The 16254-nt window shown below is 57.5% G+C and carries 20 protein-coding genes; 3 read left to right on the top strand and 17 right to left on the bottom strand.

Annotated features, from left to right (window positions below; all coding sequences use genetic code 11):
- The first annotated feature begins 107 nt into the window (after positions 1–107).
- From Y5S_RS03955 to Y5S_RS19635, 3 genes are all read left to right on the top strand, one after another.
- Positions 108–560, top strand: a complete 453-nt coding sequence (locus tag Y5S_RS03955) for a DUF2214 family protein (RefSeq protein ID WP_035230559.1) — start codon at positions 108–110, stop codon at positions 558–560.
- A gap of 2 nt (positions 561–562) precedes the next feature.
- Positions 563–1165 (top strand): flavin prenyltransferase UbiX, encoded by a 603-nt coding sequence (locus Y5S_RS03950; protein ID WP_035230556.1) that lies wholly within the window; start codon positions 563–565, stop codon positions 1163–1165.
- Between the two features lie 367 nt (positions 1166–1532).
- Complete coding sequence (locus tag Y5S_RS19635) at positions 1533–1706, top strand: hypothetical protein (RefSeq protein WP_156107562.1); 174 nt, start codon at positions 1533–1535, stop codon at positions 1704–1706.
- Between the two features lie 14 nt (positions 1707–1720).
- Here Y5S_RS19635 and Y5S_RS03945 read toward each other — a convergent pair whose 3' ends face one another.
- The 17 genes from Y5S_RS03945 to mltB form a co-directional block, all read right to left on the bottom strand.
- Positions 1721–2434: a ZIP family metal transporter gene (locus Y5S_RS03945; protein ID WP_035230554.1), complete on the bottom strand. Its 714-nt coding sequence runs from the start codon at positions 2432–2434 to the stop codon at positions 1721–1723.
- A 383-nt stretch (positions 2435–2817) separates the two neighbouring features.
- A complete protein-coding gene (locus tag Y5S_RS03940) occupies positions 2818–3546 on the bottom strand; it encodes an energy transducer TonB (protein ID WP_035230552.1) in 729 nt (242 codons plus the stop codon).
- Positions 3543–4007 carry an ExbD/TolR family protein gene (locus Y5S_RS19090; RefSeq protein ID WP_052041380.1) on the bottom strand — a complete coding sequence of 155 codons (465 nt, stop codon included), beginning with the start codon at positions 4005–4007 and terminating at the stop codon, positions 3543–3545. The genes Y5S_RS03940 and Y5S_RS19090 overlap by 4 nt, the downstream gene beginning before the upstream one ends.
- Complete coding sequence (locus Y5S_RS03930) at positions 4004–4384, bottom strand: ExbD/TolR family protein (RefSeq protein ID WP_035230551.1); 381 nt, start codon at positions 4382–4384, stop codon at positions 4004–4006. The genes Y5S_RS19090 and Y5S_RS03930 overlap by 4 nt, the downstream gene beginning before the upstream one ends.
- Positions 4374–5045: a MotA/TolQ/ExbB proton channel family protein gene (locus Y5S_RS03925; protein ID WP_052041379.1), complete on the bottom strand. Its 672-nt coding sequence runs from the start codon at positions 5043–5045 to the stop codon at positions 4374–4376. Before Y5S_RS03925 ends, Y5S_RS03930 begins: the two co-directional genes overlap by 11 nt.
- Before the next feature lie 277 nt (positions 5046–5322).
- The gene (locus Y5S_RS03920; protein WP_035230549.1) at positions 5323–5766 is read right to left on the bottom strand and encodes a copper resistance protein NlpE; all 444 of its coding nucleotides are present in this window, start codon (positions 5764–5766) and stop codon (positions 5323–5325) included.
- Between the two features lie 332 nt (positions 5767–6098).
- Positions 6099–6821 carry a class I SAM-dependent methyltransferase gene (locus tag Y5S_RS03910; protein WP_052041378.1) on the bottom strand — a complete coding sequence of 241 codons (723 nt, stop codon included), beginning with the start codon at positions 6819–6821 and terminating at the stop codon, positions 6099–6101.
- Between the two features lie 3 nt (positions 6822–6824).
- Entirely contained in the window at positions 6825–7493 is a 669-nt protein-coding gene (locus Y5S_RS03905; protein WP_035230543.1) for a glutathione S-transferase family protein, read from the bottom strand.
- Positions 7494–7616: 123 nt separating this feature from the next.
- Positions 7617–9125 (bottom strand): D-alanyl-D-alanine carboxypeptidase/D-alanyl-D-alanine endopeptidase, encoded by a 1509-nt coding sequence (dacB, locus tag Y5S_RS03900; RefSeq protein ID WP_052041377.1) that lies wholly within the window; start codon positions 9123–9125, stop codon positions 7617–7619.
- Positions 9126–9325: 200 nt separating this feature from the next.
- Positions 9326–10306, bottom strand: a complete 981-nt coding sequence (gene lipA / locus Y5S_RS03895) for a lipoyl synthase (RefSeq protein ID WP_035230541.1) — start codon at positions 10304–10306, stop codon at positions 9326–9328.
- 38 nt (positions 10307–10344) lie between these two features.
- Positions 10345–11016 carry a lipoyl(octanoyl) transferase LipB gene (gene lipB / locus Y5S_RS03890; RefSeq protein WP_052041376.1) on the bottom strand — a complete coding sequence of 224 codons (672 nt, stop codon included), beginning with the start codon at positions 11014–11016 and terminating at the stop codon, positions 10345–10347.
- A gap of 136 nt (positions 11017–11152) precedes the next feature.
- Positions 11153–11449 carry a hypothetical protein gene (locus Y5S_RS03885; protein ID WP_035230539.1) on the bottom strand — a complete coding sequence of 99 codons (297 nt, stop codon included), beginning with the start codon at positions 11447–11449 and terminating at the stop codon, positions 11153–11155.
- A 231-nt stretch (positions 11450–11680) separates the two neighbouring features.
- Positions 11681–11950, bottom strand: a complete 270-nt coding sequence (locus Y5S_RS03880) for a YbeD family protein (RefSeq protein ID WP_035230537.1) — start codon at positions 11948–11950, stop codon at positions 11681–11683.
- 4 nt (positions 11951–11954) lie between these two features.
- Positions 11955–12827, bottom strand: coding sequence for a D-amino acid aminotransferase (locus Y5S_RS03875; protein WP_035230535.1), 873 nt, complete (start codon positions 12825–12827; stop codon positions 11955–11957).
- A 69-nt stretch (positions 12828–12896) separates the two neighbouring features.
- Positions 12897–14057, bottom strand: a complete 1161-nt coding sequence (locus tag Y5S_RS03870) for a D-alanyl-D-alanine carboxypeptidase family protein (RefSeq protein ID WP_035230532.1) — start codon at positions 14055–14057, stop codon at positions 12897–12899.
- 225 nt (positions 14058–14282) lie between these two features.
- Positions 14283–15161 (bottom strand): septal ring lytic transglycosylase RlpA family protein, encoded by an 879-nt coding sequence (locus Y5S_RS03865; protein WP_035230530.1) that lies wholly within the window; start codon positions 15159–15161, stop codon positions 14283–14285.
- Entirely contained in the window at positions 15158–16207 is a 1050-nt protein-coding gene (gene mltB, locus Y5S_RS03860; protein ID WP_052041375.1) for a lytic murein transglycosylase B, read from the bottom strand. Before mltB ends, Y5S_RS03865 begins: the two co-directional genes overlap by 4 nt.
- Positions 16208–16254 lie beyond the last annotated feature (47 nt).

Here is a 16254-nt window from a genome sequence, read left to right as displayed (position 1 = left end):
GTCGTACCCGCGCACAAACTCTTGATCGCGGCGATGGTCTTTCAGTCAATGTTGGCCTGTGTCGCGCTTTTGAACTTTTAACTTTGAACTGCTTTTGAGGGCTTGCCATGTTCTGGTCCGTGTTCTGGGCGTCTGCGCATTATCTGGGTATTCTGGTGTTGTTCGGCTGCGTTTACGGCATGCTGCTGTTCTGGCGGACGCAGATCAATGAGTACAATTTCCGTACCCTGTTGTGGCTGCATGTGGCGTATTGGGTGTCATTGCTGGTGGTGCTGGTCAGCGGGCTGGCACGGGCCGGATGGACGGAGAAGGGCATGGTTTTTTATATGGCCAATCCCTGGTTTCACGCCAAGGTGACTGTGTTTGTGCTGATAATTCTGCTCAGTCTCTACCCGGTCAAGCTCATGCGCGCCTGGCGCAGGACGGCGGACGGGGAGGCGGTGCCACCGGTTTCCTTTGCACTTCAGAAGAGCCTGCGACGGACTCTGGTGGCAGAAATTCATCTGATATCATTGATGCCAATCCTGGGTGCTTTGATGGCTCGCGGTGTAGGAATGTAATCATGGGCAAACGTGTCACACTGGCGTTTACCGGGGCCTCTGGTGCGCCTTACGGGTTACGACTGTTGCAGTGCTTGCTACAGGCAGACTGTGAAGTGTTCGTGATTCTGTCCAAGGCGGCGCGAATCGTGATTGGCACGGAAACCGAACTGTCTCTGCCTGCCGGCACGGGCAAGTCCGAACAGGCCTTGCGTGACTGGGTTGGTACCGACAAAGGGACGCTGGTGGTGTGCGGTCTGGAGCAATGGACGGCACCGGTGGCGTCGGGCAGTGGCGCTCCTGCGGCCATGGTGGTGTGCCCCTGCTCCACTGGGACCCTGTCGGCTATTGCTAGCGGCGCCAGCGATAACTTGATCGAGCGTGCGGCTGACGTGGCCATCAAGGAAGGCCGAAAACTGATCCTGGTCCCGCGAGAAACCCCGTTCTCCGCCATTCATCTGGAAAACATGCTCAAGCTCTCCCGCCTCGGCGTCACCATCATGCCAGCGGCGCCAGGGTTTTATCACCAGCCTGAAAGCGTTTCCGATCTGGTGGATTTTATGGTGGCGCGGTTGCTGGATCATCTGGGTATCGAGCAGACGCTGATGAAGCGGTGGGGGGAATAGACAATAGCTACGAGCTACGAGCTACGAGCTACGAGCTACGAGCTACGAGCTACGAGCTACGAGCTACGAGCTACGAGCTACGAGCTACGAGCTACGAGCTACGAGCTACGAGCTACGAGCTACGAGCTACGAGCTACGAGCTACGAGCTACGAGCTACGAGCTACGAGCTACGAGCTACGAGCTACGAGCTACGAGCTACGAGCTACGAGCTACGAGCTACGAGCTACGAGCTACGAGCTACGAGCTACGAGCTACGAGCTACGAGCTACGAGCTACGAGCTACGAGCTACGCTCGATTGGATAGGGCGATTCTGAAAAGTTCCCCGGCGGTGCTGCACTTTTTCGAAGCCGCCGTAGGAGCGGCGCTTGAGCCGCGAACCGCGTGTTAACGCGGAATCGACCGCAGGGCGGCTGGGCAATCCTGAGCTCGACTGGTCTTTGAAAATAATTATCTTCGGTCGCCTCGCTGCACTTGCTGGCAAGCTCCCGGGGCTTTTCGGCCTGATATTGTCGGTTCTCCTCGCAGCTGAAAGCTCGTAGCTCGCAGCTGCTTTTCACCCCACCAGCAAATGCCCTACCAACCCCAAGGCAAACCCGGCAACGGCTCCCTGTGACGGTGCCCAGGCCCGCTTGAGCGGAACCTGTGGGGCGATGTCCTGGAAGATCAGGTAGAGAATGCCGCCGCTGGCAAACAACATGATGCCCCCGAGGATGACCGGCATGTCTACCAGTATGGCAAAGCCAAGCCAGGCGCTGAGTGGACCCAGCAGGGATAGGGCGGCAAAAGCCAGAATGATCTTGCCGGGCGCTAGCCCGCCACCGCCACGAATCTCCCGATAGGCGTTGAAGCCTTCAGGAAGGTTCTGTAACCCGATCAGGAACGCCAGCAGATACGCTTGCCCTCCGCCAACTGCCAGAGCCGCGCCAAGCGCAATGGCTTCGGGTACAAAGTCGAGCAGCATAGCCAGCAGCTGTGACATGGCCCCTCCCCGTGCCGCCAGGGCGCGGTCGATGATCATGAAGACGAGACCGCCTCCCACAAACATGACGGTGGCGGAAAAGGGGGAGTGATGTTTGGCTCCTTCCGGTACCAACACCAGCGCCACAGCGGCAAGCAATGCTCCGCCCCCAAATGCGATGACGGTGTGGCGAACCTCCTGGCGAAGCCAGTCCCGTGCAATAAGGGGTTTGACGGCGAGTAGTGCGCCTATCGCCATGCTTAACCCGGCGGCCAGGCTCAACAGTAGAGCAAGATAAAGTGGGTTCATCCCGTGTCCTTGTCTTGTGGGAGACGTAGGGAGCCTCTGAATAACTCCTTGCGTACTCAGCGTGACCTGAAGGGTGCAGCTGCTGTGTTTTGTCTCGATGGTCAGGGTGGCTCCCTTTCCGAGAGGCAAAGCGCAGAAGATGGGCCCTTCAGGTCGCGCCCTCCGGGTCTTTCAGGCTGATCCACACTCGTTGTTGCCGTTCTTTGAAGGTAAGAGGCTCGACAGGCAACCAGAATGCCTTCAAAAGTGCGCCCCGCTTTACCTTTTGGCCCTAGAGGGGGTGAATCGGCCTGAAAGACTGAGCATGCAAGGAGTTATTCAGAGGCTCCCTAGCAGGGGTTGCCCCGCCTGTCTCTTGAAAATACGGACAGGCGGGAGAGGGATCAACTGTTGTTCAGGCTGTAATCTACCGGCACGGTGATGCTGACGGGGATCGTTTTCAGCTCGCGGGGCGGAGCTTCAAAGCGCAGACGGGACAGGAGCTCCAGAGTGGCGCGATCGAGAATACGGCTGCCGGAGCTGTCGGTCAGCGCTACCTGTTCCGCACGGCCATTGGCGTTGATGGCAAAGCTGATCTTCACCGTGCCTTCCTGACGACGCATGCGGGCGCGGTGCGGGTACTGCTTGTTGTCTTCGATTGTGTTGCGCACCTTGGCCAGATAGCGCTTCAGCAGCGTGTCGTTATTACCACTCAGGTCTGCGCCTTTGCCTGGATCGCCGGCTATGCCTTTGGCGCCCTGCTGCTGGCTCTGGGATGCTGTCTGCTGTGTGGTTTCCAGTGGCTGCTCTGTGGGAGCCGTTTCCTGTGTCACCACTTCCTCTACCGGCTCGGGTTTCGGCTCTGGCTTGGGCTCGGGCTTTTTCACCACAGGCTTGGGTTTGGGCGTGGGTTTGACCTTGGGCTTTGGCTTTGGCTTCGGTTTGGGCTGTGGCGCCGGCTGTGGCGCAACGGTCGGTGTCGGGGCCGGTGGCGCAGACAGGTTAATGGCGATTTCGGTAACGCCGGGTTGGGCAGGGCGTCCACCTGCCAAGGTCAGGGCTCCAACGGTAACCAGGACGCTGGCATGGACAACGATAGACAGGCCCCAGGCCATCAAGGTTCGTTTGTTCATGGTTGGCTCTCGTCCCCGTTACTACCTGGATCCGCTTGTGTTACCAGACGCACCTGTTCCACACCCATGGCCTGAAGAATTTCCAGTCGCTGGCGAAGTGATGCCATGGAAATACTGGCGTCGGCCAGCAGGCGAACTTCCGCATCCTTCATCAGGGTGCCTGTGTCCTCGTCGGCAACGGTAGGCAGACCGTTAATGAGTTCTGCCAGAGCCGCCTCATTCAGCGGTGACTTGCCGTCTTCGGTGAACCATTGCCCATCGGATTTGAGAACCAGCAGCAGTTTTTCACGGGCTTCCTTGCCATTCGCCACCTGGCTCACCGGTGTCTCTACCGCCACCACGGGTCGTTTCGCTAACTGGCCGGCCAGCATAAAGAAGATCAGCAGCAAGAACACCACGTTGATCAGTGGTAGCACTGGTTCCAGCGGCGGCCGGCGGCTGGAGTTTTCCATGATCATCATGGCAACAGCTCCAGTTGTACGTCACGGGCCCCTGCCGCCTTAATGTCGTCCACTGCACGCAGGGCCTGCTGCAGGGTGGCATCCGGGCTTACGGTTACCCATACCTTCTGGTTTTTTCTTTCCAGACGGTCGGCGATGGCGGCCGGAGTAAAGCTCACGCCGTTCAGCATCAAAGCGCCATCAGCTTTCACTTCCACCACCAGCCATTCGTCCTGTTGCTCGCTGCTGCTGTCTGCCGGCTGCACATTCACCGGCAGATCGTTGAACTGCCCAAAACGGGTGGCCAACATAAAGAACACCAGCAGGATAAATACCACATCAATCAGTGGTGTCAGGCTGATGAACGGTGCGCGATGGTGTTCGGCTTCAATATGCATGCGATACCGCCGGCTCGCTGCTGTCGTCTACCGGTTCGGGGTCTGTTTTGAGGTTGCGAACCACTTTCAGGCGGGAAAGACGGTCCTGCATTTTTTCTCGGCACTGCTCAATATTACGATCAGCCCAGTGGAATGCCGCCAATGTGGGGATGGCCACAGTGAGACCCGCTGCGGTGGTGAGCAGTGCTTCCCAGATACCACCGGAAAGGATCGACGGGTCTACCTGAGAACCTGCTGTTTCCAGTGCCTGGAAGGCGCCAATCATACCGAATACGGTACCGAGCAGGCCCAGCAATGGGGCGATGGCGCTGATCACTTCCAGCACCCGCAGACCGCCGCGCAGATCGTCCAGGGAAGTGCGTGCCAGGCGCAGGCTTTCTTCCTGCCAGGCGGCTTCGTCCAGATTGCGGTTCTTCCAGCATTGCCAGATCACCCGGTCTACCGGCGAAGACAATTTGCCGGGTTTGCCTGGTTGTTGTCCTTTACGCAGGGCGTCAAGCAGCTGATCCGCCTGGCGGGTGTTGCCGGGGCGAATACGGGCGAAGTGCAGAATCTTTGAGATTAGTGTTGCCAGGGCAACCACCGAGAGCAGGGCCAGTACCCACATGGTGATGCCGCCGCTGACAAACCATTCCGGCAGCTGCAGAGTAAGAGGGGGCATGGCAAAACTCCTGTCGGATACCTGTGTAGATCATCTGATGATTTAAACGCGCCAGACTTTGCGTGAACCGAATGACAGTGATGTGTCAGGGGGTGCGATGGGCTCAAGGTTCCCATCGGGGGCAAAGTAGCCTGAATACGGTTCGCGATATTAGGCTTGGGGCGGCCTAAATGCAAGTCATTCCTATTCGCAGTAAGACAATCTGATCAGAAGGGTAGCTTAGCGATGCTTCGTTTTGTGGGCGCGGCAGGAATGCCGCGCCCCGAGGGTGTTGGGGCTACTTGCTTAGCAGTCGGTAATTCAGATTGCTTTCGATAATATTGCCATCCTGGTCAAGCTGCTCAACCGCGTTGACTGCATCACGCAGGTACTGGCGTTTGGCGTCCGGAGTTTCCGGATTGATGATGTACAGATCCATTTGACGGTCATTATGGATGCGGTTCTCCAGCGCCCAGTCTCCACGTTCAACGGCTGTCAGGCCAACCTTGGAGCCCTGCAGATATTCTTCGCGCAACTGGAATCGGGTTGGTGCATCGAACTGGTCGCGATACAGGGTGAGCGTGGTACGAATGCCAGAGCAATCTGCACAGGGCAACATGCCACTGTAAACGGCTTTCTGTGCGGTAGGATTGATTACCACTGGCTCTTCATCAACCGGTTGCTGGGATTGGCAGCCGGCCAAAACGGCGGCGGCAAGACCTGCAATCAATGCTTTCTTCATTTTTTCACTCCCTCGAATGGTCCCGACATTGTAATCCTTGGAGTCCTTGCTGCGACAAAGGTTCGTGAGTTTTAACCCTTTTTAGCAATCCCTGATGGCGGAATTAGGCTGTGGGTATGAGATTGCTGACAATGCTCAATCAATGCCTGGAGAGGGCGATCTTGATAAGACTGCTCGCCATGGCGCGAGTGCTTAAGAAGCGAAAGGTAGTGGTTCAGGGCCATCACACCGACAAAAACCAGCAAGAAGTACAACAATATCATTGTCGCTGCATCCTCAGTACGTTGCAGCAAGACTAGAAGGGCTGCTGGGCGGACGCTGTAGCCACTTTGTTATGGCTTGTTATGTTCCTGTTTCTTGTCCCTTTGGACATGAAAAATCACAGAAAGCGGGAGTTGTGATTGGGGGTCCAGCGGTTCTTCAATGCGGACGATCTTGCCATGTTGTTGTAGCAGGTCGAGCCAGCCGGCCATTGGGCGGAAATACCATGGGGGAGCCTCTCCCAGCGCCTGCCCCTGCTCATCGAGACCTTGCCATTGACTGTCCCGCCAGCCTTCCCGGTAGTCTCCCTGACAGGCGCTGAGTGGGTGGAGGGTCTGAATCAGCAGGTAGCCGGTGGGGGCAGTCAGATCATCAAGTGTAGCAAGCAGAGATCGAACGGAGTCGTCGCCGAAGAGGGAGAAGTTGCATACCGCCAGATCAAACTGCTGCCCGGCGAGAGGTCCGGGCAGTGCTGCGTATTCCAGACAGTAATATTGGCTGCGGGGATCCTGCTGCCGGGCATTCTCAATCAGGCTGCTCACGGCATCCGTGGCGGTGATGGTAATGCCGCGTGCTGCCAGTCTCCGGGCCAGCCAGCCTTCTCCGCAGCCCAGGTCAAGAACCGTGGCGGGCTGATAATCAAGAATAGCCTGCTCAATGGCTGGGTTGGTAATAGCGCGGCTTGCCAGGCGGTTGTGCGTAATCAGTTGCCGCCAGTGGTCAGCACTTTGCTGCCAACACGCCAGTACCTTGTGTTCGGGATCTGGCGCGTTGTCGGCAGGCGAGTGTGTCACGGTTTAGCTCATCGGAGTGAGTGGGCCAGCAGTTTCGACTGCACGCTGGTATGCCGGGCGAGCCTCCATTTGCTCCAGGAAGCGTTTGATGCCCGGTAGTGTATTAATGTCAGCGCGGGCACTGGCCGCCTGCAAGGGAAAACTCATCATGATGTCGGCGCAGCCGGGCTGTTCGCCGGTAAACCAGTTGTGCTCAGACAGATGTTTGTCGATCACTTCAAGCTGGGTCTGTAGCTGAGGGTTGATATAGCCTCCGATTACCTTGCCGCTGATGCCTTTGGCTACCGGTTTCACGAAGAAGGGCATCGGTGAGCGCGGGATATGACTAAAGATCAGCTTCATCACCAGCAGCGGCATCAGCGAGCCCTCTGCGTAGTGCAGCCAATAGCGCTCTTGTTGCCAACGGGGGCTATTGGCCGGGATTACCCAGTCTGGCGAGCCGTAGCGATTGGCAAGGTATTCGATAATGGCACCGGATTCGGCAATCACGTTGTCCCCATCGGTAATGACCGGAGACTTGCCGAGCGGGTGGATCTCACGGAGTTCAGCAGGGGCAAGCATGGTCTTGCTGTCGCGCTTGTAGTGCTTGATGCGGTATTCCACGCCCAGCTCTTCCAGCATCCAGACGATGCGAAGGGAACGGGAGTTTTCCAGGTGATGGACAGTGATCATGGTGACAAATCCGGATTCGCGTAAGGGAGGTGCTCTGCTGCGGCTATCTGTTATTGATTGCTCGCAGCAGTGTTGCACAAACCATCCAGCAAAGCATGGACGTCATGAACGGAGGGTGAGCGACTACTGATTGGATGCGGTATGAATGGGTTGCAGACGAGCGGCGAGGTGAACCTGCTCGATGATCTCATCCAGTACCGGTTCGGTTTTCCAGGCCCGCAGGTCATTTACCATGGCAACGACGACCCAGGTGGTGTTGTTTTCATCCCGGGTGTAGCCGGCGATGGAACGCACATCCTTCAGCGATCCGGTTTTGATATGGCCCATGCCTGCCATGTCGGCGTGGCCGAGGCGGCGGCGCATGGTGCCATCCATCGCCACCAGCGGCAGTGAGGCGATAAGTTCGGCGGAGAAACGGCTGGCCCAGGCGTGCTCCAGCAACTCGCCCATCTGGCGGGCGGAAATGCGTTCGCTGCGTGATAGTCCAGAGCCGTTTTCGAAGACCAGATTGGTGTTGTCGATCCCTTTGTCGGTCATCCATTCACGAATGGTGCGGTCTGCCGCAGCCAGGTCATCGGCGTCATCCGGTGTACGGAACTTGGCGCCCAGCGTCAGATAAAGCTGGCGCACCATTACATTGTTACTCCACTTGTTGATATCCCGCACCATGGTGACCAGATCATGGGAGGAGGTGGTTGCCAATAACTGGGAGCTCTTGTCACGGGGGCGCAGGCCTTCGCGAATTTGTCCGGTGAGGGTGCCCCCCAGTTGTTGCCAGAGGCCCACCAGCAGCGCGCCGGTGTAGTCGGCCTGGTCCAGAATGGACAGGTAACTGGAGGTGGAGCAGCCCTCCGGCAGTACTCCCGTAAGGGTGATTTTCGTCAGCCCATTTTCTGTGACCGAGGGGGTGTAATCGAACTGGAAACGCCGTGGGCAGGCCCCATACTTGCGAACCACAATCTGGTTATCCAGTTCCACGCCCGCCAGTTGCGGTTCCATCCAGCTGTGAACACCTCGTTGATCTGCCCGTGAGCGAATGCGCAGCACATTGAGATTGGTGAGCAGGCCGTTGGGTTCCACCAGAAAGGGCGCGTTGGGATTGCCTCCATCGTCATCAAAATCGGCAATGCCATTGGGCAGATTGAATACGCTGCCGTCCAGTACCAGGTCACCCTGAATGTGGTCGATGCCCATGGAACGCAACTCCCTGAGCAGTAGCCAAAGCCGCTCCTCGGTGAGTTTCGGGTCGCCACTCCCGGCGTAATACAAATTGCCTTGAAGGGTATCGCCTTCAATGGTGCCGTCGGTGTAGAGGCGAGTGTGCCACTGGTAGGTGGGGCCAAGCAGTTCCAGGGCGGCGTAGGTGGTAACCACCTTCATGATCGAGCCTGGGTTGAAGGGTTGGTCAGCGTTCAGAAAGTGTGCTTCACCCGGGCCGTTGAGAGGCACGGCCGCCAGTGCCAGATTCTGTTCATCCAGGCGCAGTTTCTGGGCGGTGCTGAGCACCGTTTTCATGATCGGGTTTGGCGACTCGGCGAGACTGGTTTCGCTGAGTAAAAGTGCAGCCAGCAACATCATGGCAAGGCCAAGTTGCTTGTGTAATGTCGTCACCCGGACTACGAGCGGCAGCATAGAAATACCCCTGAAACGGATGTCACTTCGACGAAAGGACAGCTTGTTGTTGTTACAGACACCGTTCCGGAAAGTCAGCAGGCATGCAGCAGCAGGAACGGCAACGACTGGATTAGACTACCGCAAACCTTGTGGCGGGTCAGTGTGCCAGTCGATGCATAATTGTAAATTTCGCAGCACGGCAGTGCTGGATTCCAGGGTTACGCGGGTTTGTGAATGCCCACATCGACACCCTTGTGCTGCAGGTCGGCATGGTAGGAGCTGCGAACCATCGGGCCAGATGCCACCGAGATGAAACCCAATTCCTCGGCGATGCGCGCATATTCACGGAATTCGTCGGGGTGGACGAAACGTTCAACGGGGGCATGGTGTTTGCTGGGCTGCAAGTATTGACCAATGGTAATCATGTCTACGTCATGGGCGCGAAGGTCGCGGATGGTAGCAATTACCTGATCGAAGGTTTCACCCAACCCGACCATGATGCCGCTTTTGGTGCTGACGTCTGGACGACGCGATTTGTATTGCTTGAGCAGGTCGAGGGAGTGTTGGTAGCGGGCACCGGGGCGGATGTGTTTGTACAGGTCCGGTACGGTTTCGATGTTGTGGTTGAAGACATCCGGCGCGGTGGCTTCCAGTATATCCAGTGCGGTGTCCATGCACGGACGGAAGTCCGGTGTCAGGATTTCGATGGTGGTGTCCGGGGTGCGGCTGCGTACCTGGCGAATACATTCGGCAAAGTGTTCAGCGCCACCGTCGGCCAGATCATCCCTGTCTACAGAGGTGATCACCACATAGCTCAATTCCAGGTTTTCCACGGACTCTGCCAGATGCACGGGCTCTTCCGGGTCAAGCGCATTGGGACGGCCAAAACCCACGTCACAGAAGGCACAGCGGCGAGTACAGATGTCGCCCATGATCATGAAGGTGGCGGTACCCCCGCCGAAGCATTCCGGCAGGTTGGGGCAGGCGGCTTCTTCACACACGGTATGCAGCTTCTGCTTGCGCAACAGGGTCTTGATGCGCTGGATTTCCCCATTGGCAGGCACCCGTACACGAATCCAGTCCGGTTTGCGCTGGTAGCCCCCTTCCTCATTGACCAGAGGAATGGTGCGCACCTTGTCTGCGCCACGCAGTTTGTCGCCGATCTGAACCTTGCGTTTGGCCTGTGTCTGCTCGCTCATGGAGTGCCTGTATTGATTGCCTGTGTCCTGGCTGAAGATCAGTCAGAGGTAGTGGAGTCAGGGTTATTGTACCAGTCCGGGGCTGGCGCTGTCCGTGCTGTCAGCCCCAGACGTTTGGCTAAAACGGTCACCAGCTGTTGCTCCATGTCTTCACGGGTCAGATGGATGCCCAGGGCTTCCAGGGTGGTCATGGGTTGCCCCACGTGGCCACAGGGGTTGATCCGCTGCCAGGGGGAAAGGTTCATATCCCGGTTGATCGCCAGACCGTGGTAGGTGGCCCCACGCCGAATGCGAAGCCCCAGAGAGGCGATCTTGGCGCCCTGCACATAGACGCCGGGGGCATCGTCACGGCTGGCAGCCTGAATACCCAGATCGGCCAGAAACTCGATAATGCTTTCCTCGATGGCGGTGACCATTCCGCGGCTGCCCAGCCCCAGTCGTTTGATGTCCAGCATCAGGTAAATCACGGTCTGGCCGGGGCCGTGGTAGGTCACCTGGCCACCCCGGTCGGTTTTGACCACAGGGATGTCGCCGGCATTGAGCACATGCTCGGGCTTGCCGGCCTGGCCGAGGGTAAAGACGGGAGGATGTTCCAGCACCCATAACTCGTCTGGCGTGTCCGGTGTGCGCTGGTCGGTAAGATCACGCATGGCCTGCCAGCAGGGGGCGTAGTCCACATGGGGGAAGTAACGGATCAGGGCTTCTTTCATGGGCAAAGAGTATAAGGCTTGCCGCGACTGTCGGGCTATGCGTTGGCGGGCGAAGTGATAAAAAAAGCCCGGTGGGGGGACCGGGCTTAAGGCAGACCCCTCTCGGGGTAACAACAGTCAATCAGATTCATACTGATCAGATCAGGCGGTTTCCTGTTTTCTGGTTCACCAGATGCAGGTTTAATTCCCGGACGCTGATGCCATATTCAATGCCATCGTCATCGTGCAGGTTGATAGTGTTGAAGGCATCGAAATGCACCGGTGTGCCATTCACGCGCTGGAGAATCGCGGGGCTGCGTGGCATGGCGGGAATAATGGTTTTGTCTGGGCGAAGATGATCAGTATTGGCGACGGGCTCTGCGGTAGGCGCGGTGCTGAGGCCAACCAGTATCATGAGAGTTCCAATCAAACCCAGTAATGAAAGTACTTTCATGTGAAGCCCCCGAACATTGTTGTTATTGGGGCTAAGCTAAACGGACGGAAGGTCGAATCCAATGCATGGTTGGTGGGGCTTCGGTGTCGGGCTGTGACGCCGGGTTACTATGTGTAAGAGCGGTATGAAAAGTACAGAACAGCAAAAAAATATGCCATGCGCTCCCTGGGGATGCCGGAGGCTTAAACCGGAACTGTCCCGGCTTTTGGCGTTAGCGTCCGGCGTCGTAGCTTAAATCGTCATCTTCACATGTGGGCATTCGTTCAGAGCCTTGTAGATGGCTTCTACCTGGCCCCGGTTGCGCATCACTACCTGTGCGGTGAATGAGATGAAGGTGCCTTTGCTGCTGGGTTTGCTGGTGAGATGAGTATCCGCCTCGAAATCGTCCAGGTGGGTCGAAAGGATTTCGACCAGGGCTTCTTCGAGAGGGGCGTCTGCGGACCCCATGACTTTTAGCTGCATGGCGTGGGGAAATTCCCACAGGTGTTCCTGAATAGCCATGAGGTTACTCCTGATCCTGGCCGCACAGGCGGCGCTTGAAGTTGACGTAGTGGCGAGCCACTTTTTTCCACACTTGTCCAGGTTTGCCATCGCCCACCGGGGCGTTGTTGAGCTGGATAATGGGCACAATTTCCTTGGTCGAGCTGGTGACCCAGATTTCATCCGCCTGTCGTAGCTGGTTTTCCGGGATTTCCCGCTCTTCAATGGGGATATGGTGGCTACGACACAGTTCCACAACCAGGTCACGGGTAATTCCGCCGAGAATGGCATGGCTTTTGGGCGGCGTGATGATGGTGTCGGCGATGACCACAAAGACATTGCTGGCTGAGCCTTCGGTAACGAAACCATCTCGCAGCAGGATTGCTTCACTGGCCCCTGCTTCCACCGCCTGCTGGCGGAGCAGGCTGTTGGGGAGTAGCGAGATCGACTTGATATCACAGCGTGCCCAACGGATGTCGTCCAGGGTAATGGCCTTTGAGCCTGAGGCTGTGTCCGGGCTGTCGGCGGCAGGAATGGCGATGGCACCGGTCATCATGAAGACGGTGGGTGCTACTGGCGGGTTTGGAAAGGCATGATCCCGTTTTTCCGTGGCCCCGCGGCTGATCTGCAGGTACACCGAAAGGTTTCCGCCACCGTTGCGCTCGATGAGTGTCTCGCAGAGGTGACGCCACTCTTCACGACTATGGGGGTTGTGGATAGCGATTTCAGCAAGAGAGCGTTCCAGTCGAATCAGGTGCTCATCGAAACGAAACAGTACACCGTTATAGGCCGGGATGACTTCATAGATGCCATCGGCAAACAGGAATCCCCGGTCCATGGGTGAAATGTGTGCTTCCTGTGGGGCCATGAAGGCGCCATTGAGGTAGACCTGTGACATGGGCTGTCCCGGTGTAGGAAAGGGAGGCCGTCCTCTCTGTGTGGTGCGGCCTCCGGCGCTGGGTCAGGTTTAGAATAACCCGGTGAAGAACATCAGGATATGGTGCCAGATCTTGGTCAGGAAGCCGGCTTCTTCGATGGTTTCGAGTGCGACCAGGGGTTTTTCTACCAGCAGCTCATTGTTCATCCGAACGATGACTTTGCCGTACTGTTGGCCCTCGGCAATGGGGGCCTGCAGCTGCGGGTTGACGGTGACTTCCGCTTTCAGGTTCTCGTGGCTTTCCTTTGGGATAGTCAGCACCAGGTCCTCAGCCAGACCCAGGCGAACTTCACGTTTCTCTCCCATCCACAGTTCAGCTGTGTCGAGGATATCGCCAGCGCTGTAGGCCTTGTAGGTTTCGAAGAAACGGAATCCATAGGTCAGCAGCTTCTGGGATTCCCGAGCTCGTGCACTTTCTGAATCTGTGCCCATGACCACAGCAATCAGGCGCATGTCGCCATCTTTCGCAGAAGAAACCAGGCAATATCCTGCTTCTTCGGTGTGGCCGGTTTTCAGACCATCCACCCGGGCGTCGCGCCACAGCAGCAGGTTGCGGTTCTGCTGCGTGATGCCGTTGTAGGTAAATTCTTTTTGGGCGTAGGTGTCGTAGTGCTCGGGGAAGTCACGCACGATGGCGCGGGCCAGGGTGGCCATGTCCTTGGCAGTGGTGAAATGGTTTTCCGCCGGCCAGCCGGTAGCGTTCATGAAGTGGGTGCTGTGCATGCCCAGGCGGCGAGAGTGCTGGTTCATCAAATCAGCGAAGGCGTCTTCGGAGCCAGCCACGAATTCGGCCATGGCGACGCTGGCGTCATTACCGGACTGGATGATGATTCCTTTCAGAAGATCACCCACGCTAACGCGGGTCCCTTCCTTGATAAACATCTTTGAGCCGCCCATGCGCCATGCCTTGACGCTGACAGGGGCCATGTCGTCTTCGGACAGATTCCCTTTCTGCAGCTCCGCCTCGGCAATGTAGGCCGTCATCATTTTGGTCAGGCTGGCGGGCGGCAGACGCTGCTCGGCATTGTGTTCCACGATAACGTGGCCACTGGCAGCATCCATCAGCAGGTAGCCGCGCGCATCAATCTGGGGAGCGCGGGGAACCATGCTGGCGTTAGCCTGCAGGGTGATCAGGGCACCGAAAAAAGCAAAGAAAACAAAAAAAGAGCTGCGTAATGACTGGGGGCGCATGGTGGTCTGCCTGTAGTTCCTTGTCTGCCTGACAAAATGAATAGTTATGGGCCGGTTGGCAGGGGTTTGACATGAGAATGACAAAAAGATCCCTGCGTATCGCAATGTTCTACGTTAACCGTAACGGCCCTGTGACGACATGATGGCCGCATTTTAGGGGTTGGATGCCAGAATTTGTACCGCGGACTGAAGCTTGTCCGACGATGCGTCATGTTGGCCTGCAAGTCACGGGGCAACCGGCATGGGGCGGTCAAAACCCGCATCAGCAACCTGTTGGCGCATCTGTTGGCGACTCAGATCATCCTGATAAGGGCCAAGCCAGACCCGAAACAGGGGCTGCTGCTCTCGGATCTCGGCTTCCAGACCCAGCTGCTCACGCAGGGACTGGCGCAGGCGTTCAGCGCTGCTTCGGTCCTGAAAAGCGCCCGCCTGCAGGTAGAGGCGTTGGGCGGAAGAGGGGGTGCTGGCGGTATTGGGAGGAGGGCTGTCTACAGCCGCTCGGACGGCAGTTGGCACGGTGCTGCCGGGTGTTTTCTCGTCATTGGCGCTCAGCGCTTCTACCCGGACCCTGCCGGTGCCCGCTTGATCAATCCCCAGGCGAACGGCGGCCGCCCAAGACAAATCGATGATGCGATTGTCGTGGAAGGGGCCGCGATCATTGACGCGAACCACCAGATTCTTGCCATTATCCAGATTGGTGACGCGTACATAGGTGGGTAGCGGCAGGCTGCGGTGAGCTGCGGTGAACTGGTACATGTCAAAGGCTTCACCACTGGATGTCCTGTGGCCATGGAATTTCTGGCCGTACCAGGATGCATTACCCTCAGCGATATACCCTTTGGCATCCGGGAGCACATGATAGGTTTTGCCCCAGACGCTGTAGCTCTCCATGTTGCCGTATTTACTGCGCGGCTCTTGTTTTGGCACCGGCTCGGGCAGGGCTGACACATCGCGATGCTGATGTGGGGCTGTATCCTGCTGCAGGCTGTAACGATCAGACCCAGGGGCTCCATTGGGGTCCTTCTGGGTACCCGTGGGGGGCGGGGCTGTCACGCAGGCGCCAAGGAAGGCACTTGCGGTTGCCAGTATGGCAAGGCGTTTCATTGCGTGTTCTCCAGCGCAGCGGCTAACTGTCGTGACAGTTGTAACACGGCCATGGCGTAGAGACGACTATGGTTGTAGCGCGTGATGGTATAGAAATTGTCAGTGGCCAACCAAAACTCGGCGCCGTCGGTACCCTGCAGATCCAACAGGGCGACACGGGTGCTGTCCGGCAGATCGAAGCAGAACTCACTGGTAATGGCTGCCTGGCAACTCAATGGGGTGACACCTGCCGCCTGGGCCGTGGCGAGAGTGAAGCTGGGTTGGTATCCCTTCTTGGCCAGCGCCTGGTAGCCAGAACCGGTGAGTTGAGCCCGTGCTGCCACAGGCAAACCGGGCTTCCATTTATGTTCACTGAAATAGTTGGCGACCGAGCCGATGGCGTCTACCGGGTTGTTGACCAGATCGGTGACGCCGTCGTTGTCGAAGTCCACCGCATAGGCCTGATAGCTGGTAGGGATAAACTGGCCGAAGCCCATGGCTCCGGCATAGGAGCCAGTGATGGTCTCGGCATCAATGTGCGCCTGCTGCTCCAGTTCAAACAAGGCTTTCAGTTGCTTGCTGAAGAACTTGCCCCGCGGCGGATAATCAAAGCCCAGAGTGGCGAGCGCATCGACCACCCGGTATGTGCCCATGTGCTGTCCATAACGGGTTTCCACACCAATGATGGCGAGTATGATCTCCCGCGGTACACCGTAGGTTTGTTCAGCGCGGCTCAGAGTGTCGGCATGCTCATGGGCGAATTCCACCCCTTTCTGTACCCGGCTCTCCTGAAGGAAAATCTTTTGGTAGGTCGCCCAGGTGTGTGTCTTTTCGGCTGGCCTGGCGATGGACTCGAGAATTTTCGGCTGACACTCGGCGCTACCCAGTACGGTGCGAATGCGCTGTTCATCCAGGCCTTGTTTTACCAGATCAGCGATCATGGTTTTGGCCGCAGGACGCTCAAGATAAGCGCCATTTTCCGGGCAGGTATGCTCCAGTTCGGCTTGGGCCGTGAGGGCAGCAAGGGAAAGCAGGGTGCCAATAAATCCGTGATGAATACGCCGCAAAGCCGCTACTCCTGTTTGTTTTCTTTTGGCGCAGCCTCTCCCGCATG

The sequence above is a fragment of the Alcanivorax nanhaiticus genome, from assembly GCF_000756665.1.
In the GTDB taxonomy this organism is placed as follows: domain Bacteria; phylum Pseudomonadota; class Gammaproteobacteria; order Pseudomonadales; family Alcanivoracaceae; genus Alcanivorax; species Alcanivorax nanhaiticus.
The sequence above is the reverse complement of the archived record's forward strand: the minus strand, read 5'-3'. Positions and strand labels throughout refer to the sequence as shown.

Excerpts from the sequence above, each read along its gene's own strand:
- Y5S_RS03955 (WP_035230559.1), top strand. The coding sequence starts at position 108 with ATGTTCTGGTCCGTGTTCTGGGCGTCTGCGCATTATCTGGGTATTCTG.
- Y5S_RS03950 (WP_035230556.1), top strand. The coding sequence starts at position 563 with ATGGGCAAACGTGTCACACTGGCGTTTACCGGGGCCTCTGGTGCGCCT.
- Y5S_RS03945 (WP_035230554.1), bottom strand. The coding sequence starts at position 2,434 with ATGAACCCACTTTATCTTGCTCTACTGTTGAGCCTGGCCGCCGGGTTA.
- Y5S_RS03940 (WP_035230552.1), bottom strand. The coding sequence starts at position 3,546 with ATGAACAAACGAACCTTGATGGCCTGGGGCCTGTCTATCGTTGTCCAT.
- Y5S_RS19090 (WP_052041380.1), bottom strand. The coding sequence starts at position 4,007 with ATGATGATCATGGAAAACTCCAGCCGCCGGCCGCCGCTGGAACCAGTG.
- Y5S_RS03930 (WP_035230551.1), bottom strand. The coding sequence starts at position 4,384 with ATGCATATTGAAGCCGAACACCATCGCGCACCGTTCATCAGCCTGACA.
- Y5S_RS03925 (WP_052041379.1), bottom strand. The coding sequence starts at position 5,045 with ATGCCCCCTCTTACTCTGCAGCTGCCGGAATGGTTTGTCAGCGGCGGC.
- Y5S_RS03920 (WP_035230549.1), bottom strand. The coding sequence starts at position 5,766 with ATGAAGAAAGCATTGATTGCAGGTCTTGCCGCCGCCGTTTTGGCCGGC.
- Y5S_RS03905 (WP_035230543.1), bottom strand. The coding sequence starts at position 7,493 with ATGATCACTGTCCATCACCTGGAAAACTCCCGTTCCCTTCGCATCGTC.
- dacB (WP_052041377.1), bottom strand. The coding sequence starts at position 9,125 with ATGCTGCCGCTCGTAGTCCGGGTGACGACATTACACAAGCAACTTGGC.
- lipA (WP_035230541.1), bottom strand. The coding sequence starts at position 10,306 with ATGAGCGAGCAGACACAGGCCAAACGCAAGGTTCAGATCGGCGACAAA.
- lipB (WP_052041376.1), bottom strand. The coding sequence starts at position 11,016 with ATGAAAGAAGCCCTGATCCGTTACTTCCCCCATGTGGACTACGCCCCC.
- Y5S_RS03885 (WP_035230539.1), bottom strand. The coding sequence starts at position 11,449 with ATGAAAGTACTTTCATTACTGGGTTTGATTGGAACTCTCATGATACTG.
- Y5S_RS03880 (WP_035230537.1), bottom strand. The coding sequence starts at position 11,950 with ATGGCTATTCAGGAACACCTGTGGGAATTTCCCCACGCCATGCAGCTA.
- Y5S_RS03875 (WP_035230535.1), bottom strand. The coding sequence starts at position 12,827 with ATGTCACAGGTCTACCTCAATGGCGCCTTCATGGCCCCACAGGAAGCA.
- Y5S_RS03870 (WP_035230532.1), bottom strand. The coding sequence starts at position 14,057 with ATGCGCCCCCAGTCATTACGCAGCTCTTTTTTTGTTTTCTTTGCTTTT.
- Y5S_RS03865 (WP_035230530.1), bottom strand. The coding sequence starts at position 15,161 with ATGAAACGCCTTGCCATACTGGCAACCGCAAGTGCCTTCCTTGGCGCC.